The following is an 8,126-nucleotide window of genomic DNA, read 5'->3' on the forward strand; positions in this document are numbered from 1 at the left end:
GCGTCGATAGCAACTGACGGCACGTCGCAGGTCGCCGAGGTGGTGGTGGGCGTGGCCGAGACTGTGCCAGATGTGCGCCTCGGCCAGTCGGTCCCCGGTCTGCTGGATCAGCGACAGCGCCTGTTCGCAGTAGTCACGAGACTGGAGGTGATCGCCGAGCCGGGTGTGCAACCATCCGATGTTGCTGAGCACGATGCTCCTGGCGGCCACGTCACCGAGGGACTCGAACAGCGTGAGGCTCTGCCGGCTGTGCCCGAGTGCCTCCTCGTGCCTGCCCTGGCGGTCGTACATCGAGCCGAGGCTGACGTGGATGTGCGCCTCGCACGCACGTTCGCCCAGTTCACGAAACAGCTTCAGGGCGTGCTGGAGGTGATCGGCGGCGGCCTCGTACCGGCCGAGCTTGGCGTACGCGCGGCCGAGGCCACGGTGCGAGTGGGCCTGCCCGGTCCGATCGGCGATCAGCCGCGCGGCGTCCAGGGCGGCTTCGAAGAGCGCCACCTGGTCGTGCCGGTAGCCCCGTCGTTCGATGAACTGTTCGACGGTCCAGGCCAACTGCCAGCAGTGGGTAGGACGCCCGGCGGCCGGCGCATGCCGGACAAGGGTCTGGAGGACGGGATATTCGGCGGTCAGCCAGGCCACGGCCGCGTTGTGGTCGGCGAGCTGCTCCGGGGTGGCTCCGGGCTGGAGAGTGGCGAGGGAGATAGGGTGTCGGTTCTGGTCGAGCCGGAGTGCGGCGGTGTGGCCGGTGTGCAGGTAGTGGTCGAGCATCCGGTGGACAGCCGACTGCCGCTCGTCTCCGCTGTCCAGGTCGGGCAGCAGTTCCAGGGCGTACGCCCGTAGAAGGTCGTGCAGAGCGTAGCGACCGGGGACGTGCTCGACGACCAGGTTCGCCCGTGCCAGGTCACGCAGTGACGGGAGCGCCTGTCCCACCGGGGCGCCGATCAGACTGGCCGCCGCTGCGGTCGAGATGTCGGGGCCAGGATGGAGACCCAGCAGCCGGAACAGCCGGGCGGCGGCCGGACCCAGCGATCGGTAGGACCAGGAGAACGCCGACCTGACATCGGTGGTCAGGTCCCCGCTGTTCAGAGCATCCAGGCTCTGATGGGTGGAGCGCAGCTCGTCGGCGAAGACTCGCAGCGGAAACCCGGGGCGGGCGGCGGCCCGGGCGGCGACGACGGCCAGCGCGAGCGGTAGCCGCGCGCACAGCGTGACGATGTCTCGTACCATCTCCGGCTCGGCCGCGACCCGGTCGTCGCGCAGCCGCGTGGCCAGTAGCTGCCGGGCTTCCGATGCGGTCATCGTGTTCAGGTGCAGCGGATGCGCCGCCACGGCGGCAACCAGCCCGGACAGGTCGTTACGACTGGTCACCACGACCAGGCAGCCAGCAGAGCCGGGCAGCAGTGGACGCACCTGATCGCCGTCCCGGGCATTGTCCAGCACCACCAGCACCCGACGTCCGGCAACCAGACTGCGGTACAGCGCCGCCTGCGCGTCCATTCCCCCGGGAACCCGCTCCGACGCGACTCCGAACGCGTCCAGGAACCCGCGTACCACGGCGGCCGGGCTCGTGGCCGCGCCGTCCGGGGCAAAGCCGCGGAGGTTCACGTAGAGCTGGCCGTCGGGGAAGTGGTCCGCGACCCGATGTGCCCACTGCACCGCCAAGGTCGTCTTGCCGACCCCGGCGGTGCCGGTCACGGCGATGACGGTGCTCGGAGAGCGTAGGCCGGATCCGGCCAGGATTCTGTCGAGGCGGTCGAGTTCGGTGGTCCGGCCGGTGAATCCGTACACGTTCGACGGGAGCTGAGCCGGGATCTCGATCGCCGCCCGTGTCGTCACAGTCTGCCGCTCGGCACAGTCGGGTTCACCGCGTAGGATCGTCTGGTGCAGCTCCTGTAGCTTGGCCCCGGGCTCGAGACCCAGTTCTCCGGCCAGCCGTCCCCGGGCCCGGGCGAAGGCGGCCAGCGCGTCGGCTCGCCGGCCCACCCGACTCAGCGCGACCATCAACTTGCCGGCCAGCCCTTCCCGGTATGGATGAGCGGTCACCAGCGTCTCCAACTCCGGCAGCACTGCCGCGTGCCGGCCGAGGCCGAGTTCCGCCGCCAGGCACTGCTCCAGCACTTCCAAGCGGTGCTCGTCCAGGCCGCGCGCTTCCGCCCGAACCGCCGCCGTGACGACGTCAGCAAGAGCGGGGCCGCGCCACAGAGCCAGCGCCGCCCGCAACCGCAGCACCGCGAGATCCGGATGACCGTCGGCCAGTGCGGCCTGCCCTTCGGTCACCAGCCGCTGCCACCGATGCCGGTCGAGGCCGTCCGGCGGCACCCGCATCTGATATCCGGCGGGCCTCGTGTCGAGCACCGCCGCACCGGACCAGTCCCCCCGCCGCAGCGCCTGACGAAGCCGGTGTACATATGCCTGCACGGTGGCACGCGGCTGCGCCGGTGGCCGTTCGCCCCACAGCTCGTCAACCAGTTGGTCGACCGCCACGACCCGGCCCACATTGAGCAGCAGCAGGGCCAACAACGCGCGCTGTTTCGCCGCATCGATGGGTACCAGCCGGTCCCCGTCCCAGACCTCCAACGGCCCGAGAATCCGGAACTCCATGCTCCCCCCGAAGCCACCGCTGACGGCCGACGTCCTCAACAAGCAAGCAGGAGTGCAGGGTACTCCGCGACGGTGGTGCCGAACGCCGTGATCCGAGCGGTGGAACGAACGACTCTTCGACGATCTTCAGGAGCACCGACGGGCGACCCGTACTTACCCAATGAACCTTTTTCAACCTGAACCGCGCGGCGCGCACGCACCGCGTCCGACCTTGCCGTCCGCCGGACCGCAAGGGGAGGCTGAAAAAGGTTTGAACAGGCTGTTACCGGGTTCTGACTGGACGTTTGACTCACCTTCGCGTCCGGCCGCACCCCCACCCACGACCTACGCGACATCTTCAACGCCATCCTGTACGTCAACCGCACCGGCATCGCCTGGCGCTACCCGCCCCACGACCTCCCACCCCACGCCACGGTCTACGGCTACTTCGCCGCCTGGAGCAGGGAAGGCATCTTCGCCGAACTGAACTACAACCTCACGGGCCTCGTACGCGACCACCGCGGCCGCACCATCCAACCCTCCGCGTCCATCATGGACACCCAGAGCGTGAAGACCTCCACCAACGTCCCACTGTCCACACAGGGCACCGACGCGAACAAAAGGATCGTCGGCCGCAAACGCGGCATCATCACCGACACCCTCGGACTGCTCCTCGCCGTCATCGTCACCGCCGCCAGCACCAGCGACAACGCCATCGGCATGGACCTGCTCGACCAAGCGACCACCGCCCACCCCACCCTGACCAAGAGCTGGGTCGACGCCGGCTTCAAGAACCGCGTCGTCGAACACGGCGCCCAACTCGGCGTCGACGTCGAGATCGTCACCAAAGACCCACGGGCCAAAGGCTTCAGCGTGGTCAAACGCCGATGGGTCGTCGAACGCACCATGTGCGCCGCGAGGCGCTCTGTTGTATCCCCGGTTCAGCCGGGAGGGACTCGAGAGGAGGTTCCTGGGTCGGCTGGCTGACCTGGATCCGAAAGGTGAAGGGGACAACAGCATGCCAGATCGCCCAACGGCCGGGCCCAGACGTCAGGGACGGCGCGGTGGGAGGACCCGCGTGATATGGCGAAAGCTTGATTGCCTGAATCCCAATCTCCAGTCGATGCAAGTTCCCATCCATCGGAAAGACGTCTGAAACCGGTGCCGTGCTCTGCGTCGGAGTCGATGGTGGCCGACGCACTCTCGGAGCACGGGGCGACGCCCAGCGAGGGCGTTGAAGGAGATGAGTGGGGCGCCTACGTCACGCTGTCACGTACAACAGAGACGAACGCGGGATCGCCTGCGGGACGCGAGTCCTATGGCGACGGAGGCCCCGTAGTAGTCGCCGGAGTCACGACCGGCCAGGGAGGGCGGGAAAGCCGCCTGCATGGGCGAAGGGGGCCAGGTGATCGGACACCACAAGATCGTGAGGTATGCGTAATGCAGAGCGCCGAAACGGTGCTGGGTGTCCTGCGTGAGCGCGGCAGGCGCGGCCTGCCGGTGAACGAACTGTATCGGCAGCTGTTCAACCCGCAGTTGTATCTGCTGGCCTACGGACGCATCTACGCCAATCACGGCGCGATGACACCGGGGGTCACGCAGGAGACCGTGGACGGCATGTCCCAGGCGAAGATCGGCCGGGTCATCGACGCGATGCGTCACGAGCGCTATCGGTTCGCTCCCGTCCGCAGGGTTCACATCCCGAAGAAGAACGGGAAGACCCGCCCGCTGGGGCTGCCGACCTGGTCGGACAAGCTCGTCGGCGAGGTGGTGCGCCTGCTGTTGGAGGCGTACTACGAGCCGACGTTCTCCGAGCGGTCCCACGGGTTCCGTCCCGGTCGAGGCTGTCACACCGCGTTGCGGGAGATCGCCAACACCTGGACCGGAACAGCCTGGTTTGTCGAGGCGGACATCGCCGACTGCTTCGGGTCGCTGGATCACGACCTGATGATCGGAATCCTGTCGGCGAAGATCCACGACAGCCGGTTCCTGCGGCTGGTGCGCAACATGCTCACGGCCGGATACCTGGAGGATTGGAAGTGGGGTGCCACGCTGTCCGGCGCTCCGCAGGGCGGCGTCGCCTCCCCGCTGTTGTCCAACATCTACCTGCACAAGCTGGTTCATCGAGACAGTTCTGATTCCGGAATACACCCGAGGGGGCCGCAGGGCACGTAACCCTGCCTACCTCGAACTACAAAACGAGCTGGCGAAAGCCCGCCGACGCAGCGACCGGGACATGGCCCGGACACTACGGCGGCGAATGGTCAGCCTGCCCAGCACCGACCCGGACGATCCGGGCTATCGGCGGCTGCGGTACTGCAGATACGCGGATGACCATCTGCTCGGGTTCACCGGGCCGAAGGCCGAAGCCGAGGAGATCAAACAGCGGCTGGCGAGGTTCCTGCGCGACGAACTCAAGCTGGAACTCTCCCACACCAAGACGCTGATCACCCACGCCCGCACGAAGGCGGCACGGTTCCTCGGCTACGAGATCACCGTCCAGCACAACGACCGCAAGACCACCCGGCGCCGGCGCACGGTCAACGGGCAGGTCGCACTGCGAGTACCACTGGATGTGATCAAAGCCAAGTCCGCCCCCTACCTGCGCCGCGGCAAACCCGCGAAGCAGAAGGCCCTCACCAACGGCGACGCCTACACCATCGTCGCCACCTACGGGGCCATCTACCGGGGCATCGTCCAGTACTATCTGCCCGCCGGAGATATCCACCGACTTCACCGGCTGCGCTGGGTCATGGAGACCTCCATGCTCAAGACCCTGGCAGGCAAACACCGCTCGTCGATGTCAAAGATGGCCGCCAAGTACAAGGCCAAGATCCCGACACCGCACGGGCCGCGCACCTGCTTCGAGGCACACATCGAACGCGACGGCAGACAACCACTGGTCGCACGGTTCGGAGGCATTCCACTTCACCGGCAAAGGACGGCGTCGGTCATCGACCGGCAGCCGATCCGGGTCGACTATCCGCACAAGGAGATCATCACACGTCTCCTCGCGGACACCTGCGAGATCTGCCAGCACAAGGGCGAGGTTCAAGTCCACCACGTCCGCCAGCTTGCCGACCTCGGCGCACCCGGGCCGCTTCAACCCCAGTGGGCCAAGGCGATGGCGAACCGGAGACGCAAGACCCTCGTGGTCTGCTCCTCCTGCCACGGCCACATCCACACCGGGCAGCCTGATCCACCGCACACGCAGTAGTCACTAGAGAGCCGGATGATCGGGAAACCATCAAGTCCGGTTCGGCGGGAGGCCGCGCGGAAAAGGGACCAGCCCAGGCTGGCACCTCGCCGCGCGGCCCACCCATCCGGCTGGCTCATGCACCACCGCCGACTCGTCCGCGACCACGAAGCCCGGACCGACAACTCCGCCAGCATGATCAACATCGCCATGATCGACAACCTCGCCAAACGACTCACCACCGAAACCACCCCAACCTGGCGACACGGCTAAACCCACATAACCGACGAACTACGTGAATCAGACGTCCTCTTACAGTTACCGGTCTTGCCCAGCGTCCCGGAAGGATCGCGACGCGCAGGGTGCGCGGTAACGCACAGGATGCGGATCCGGCGGCTGCGGTACTCGATCACAGCGAGCACGTACATGCGTGCGCCGAACAGGGTCATGGTCTCCAGGAAGTCGCAGGCCAGTAGCGCATCAGCTTGCGAGCCTTGACATGTGACCTTTCGGTCACCTATTTTGGGGTGGTGAGCGATGATGACCTTGTTTTCAAGGCGCTCGCCGATCCGACCCGACGGTTCCTGCTCGACCTGTTGTTCGTCCGGGACGGGCGGACGCTGGGCGCGCTGGAGGCCGAGGTGGTGATGACCCGGTTCGGCGTCGCCAAGCATCTGCGGATGCTGGAGAACGCGGGACTGGTAGTCACGCGCCGATCGGGCCGAGAGAAGCTGCACTTTCTCAACCCCGTGCCGATCCGGTTGATCCACGACCGGTGGATCGACAAGTACACCGAGCGCTCCGCAGAAGCTCTCGCCGACCTCAAGAAAGAACTGGAGCAACAAGCCATGGCATCAATAACCGACACCATCGAGGACGGCGCGGTCATCCAGGTCTACCAGGTGTATATCAAGGCGACCCCGCAGGCGATCTGGGACGCCATCACCACGCCCGAATGGACGGCAAAGTTCGGCTACCAGGCGCCCGTCGAGTACGACCTTCGCCCCGGCGGCCCTTTCCGCTCCATGGCCAGCAAGGCCATGAAACAGCACGGGGCTCCCGATGTCGTGGTCGACGGCGAGGTCATCGAGGCCGATCCGCCCCGCCGGCTCGTGCAGACCTGGCGGGCGTTGTTCATGGGCGAAGACTTCACCCGGCTCACCTACGAAATCGAAGACGACGGCCCGGGTGTCTCCAAGCTGACCGTCACCCATGACGTCACCGGCGCACCTCAGACCGCCGCCCAGGGCGCCGGTCAGATCCCCGGGGCCGGCGGCGGCTGGAACCAGATCCTCAGCGACCTGAAGACCCTGCTGGAAACCGGCCAGTCCCTGTACCACTGAGCCGTGCCACTTCACCCCTTCACGCCACCGCCCCGGGCGTGCACGTACACATCGGCAGGCCCGGGCCAGTCCTCCCTCGTGATGAGAGCCACAGGAGCCCCCATGTCCTCTGACGCCTCTGCCCCCGTCTCCCGGCACGTGGACCGGCCGGCCGCCGTCCCAGCCCGTGCCCTTCTCGCCTGCGGTGTGGCGGCGGGCCCGCTGTTCGTCCTGCTGATCGTCGGCCAGGCGATGACCCGCGACGGCTTCGACGCCCGCCGCCATCCCCTCAGCATGCTGAGCCTGGGTGAGCACGGCTGGATCCAGACCGCCAACTTCCTGATCTGCGGGCTGCTGATCCTGGCCTCCGTCGTCGGCCTGCGTCGCGCGCTCGAACCCCAGAGCCCGGGCCGCGCCTGGGGCACCTGGCTCCTGGCCGTCTACGGCGCCAGCCTGATCTGGGCCGGCGTCTTCCCCACCGACCCGGCCTTCGCGTACCCGCCCGGAACGCCCGACGCCGCGCCCGCCCAGGTCAGCTGGCACGGCCTGCTGCACAACTTCGCCCCTGTCGGGATGGGCCTGGCGCTGAGTGCAGCGTGCCTGGTGTTCGCCCGCCGATTCGCTCGTGACGGTCGGCGCGGCTGGGCCGGCTACAGCGTTCTGGCCCCCGCCGCTTACCTCATCGTGGGGTTCGCCGCTTTCCCTGCCCAGGACTACCGGCTCATGCTCGCCGGCGGCGCCATCATCTGGACCTGGGCCGCTGCCCTGTGCCTCAACCTGATGACCGAACGCCCCGCCCACACCCAGCCGTAACCCCGGCCCACCCGCCGCGGGTCCTGCAGCGGTTCACCGGACGCCGGGAACTACTACCCGAGACCATACGAGCCATCGCCGGACTCGTCTCCGACCATGCCATCATCTGGTAGAGATCCCTTAATAACTACTGCGCACAAGGTCGTTAATCATCTGCGAGCCCTTAGAGGCCACGCGGATAGGCGCAGTTGGGGGGACCCGCAGCAGAGCGGGCG

Annotated in this window: 5 protein-coding genes and 2 pseudogenes; 6 read left to right on the forward strand and 1 reads right to left on the reverse strand. The window is 67.3% G+C overall.

Going from position 1 to position 8,126, the window contains the following annotated elements; genetic code table 11:
* A partial coding sequence (locus Pma05_RS41835) for an AfsR/SARP family transcriptional regulator (RefSeq protein ID WP_203863096.1) occupies nucleotides 1-2,601 on the reverse strand: 2,601 nt, incomplete at its 3' end.
* A 300-nt stretch (nucleotides 2,602-2,901) separates the two neighbouring features.
* Here Pma05_RS41835 and Pma05_RS41840 point away from each other — a divergent pair.
* The 6 genes and pseudogenes from Pma05_RS41840 to Pma05_RS41860 form a co-directional block, all read left to right on the forward strand.
* Nucleotides 2,902-3,489 (forward strand): annotated as a pseudogene (locus Pma05_RS41840) (IS5 family transposase); the annotation flags it as partial.
* Between the two features lie 531 nt (nucleotides 3,490-4,020).
* On the forward strand, nucleotides 4,021-4,755 hold the full coding sequence (locus tag Pma05_RS43320) for a reverse transcriptase/maturase family protein (RefSeq protein WP_239314199.1): 735 nt from the start codon (nucleotides 4,021-4,023) through the stop codon (nucleotides 4,753-4,755).
* Between the two features lie 85 nt (nucleotides 4,756-4,840).
* Nucleotides 4,841-5,797: a group II intron reverse transcriptase/maturase gene (locus Pma05_RS43325; RefSeq protein ID WP_239314200.1), complete on the forward strand. Its 957-nt coding sequence runs from the start codon at nucleotides 4,841-4,843 to the stop codon at nucleotides 5,795-5,797.
* A 108-nt stretch (nucleotides 5,798-5,905) separates the two neighbouring features.
* Nucleotides 5,906-6,049 (forward strand): annotated as a pseudogene (locus Pma05_RS43330) (IS5 family transposase); the annotation flags it as partial.
* Nucleotides 6,050-6,306: 257 nt separating this feature from the next.
* Complete coding sequence (locus tag Pma05_RS41855) at nucleotides 6,307-7,119, forward strand: ArsR/SmtB family transcription factor (RefSeq protein WP_203863097.1); 813 nt, start codon at nucleotides 6,307-6,309, stop codon at nucleotides 7,117-7,119.
* A 102-nt stretch (nucleotides 7,120-7,221) separates the two neighbouring features.
* Nucleotides 7,222-7,911: a DUF998 domain-containing protein gene (locus Pma05_RS41860; RefSeq protein ID WP_203863098.1), complete on the forward strand. Its 690-nt coding sequence runs from the start codon at nucleotides 7,222-7,224 to the stop codon at nucleotides 7,909-7,911.
* The last annotated feature ends 215 nt before the right edge of the window (nucleotides 7,912-8,126 follow it).

The sequence above is a fragment of the Plantactinospora mayteni genome (assembly GCF_016862935.1).
Lineage (GTDB): Bacteria > Actinomycetota > Actinomycetes > Mycobacteriales > Micromonosporaceae > Plantactinospora > Plantactinospora mayteni.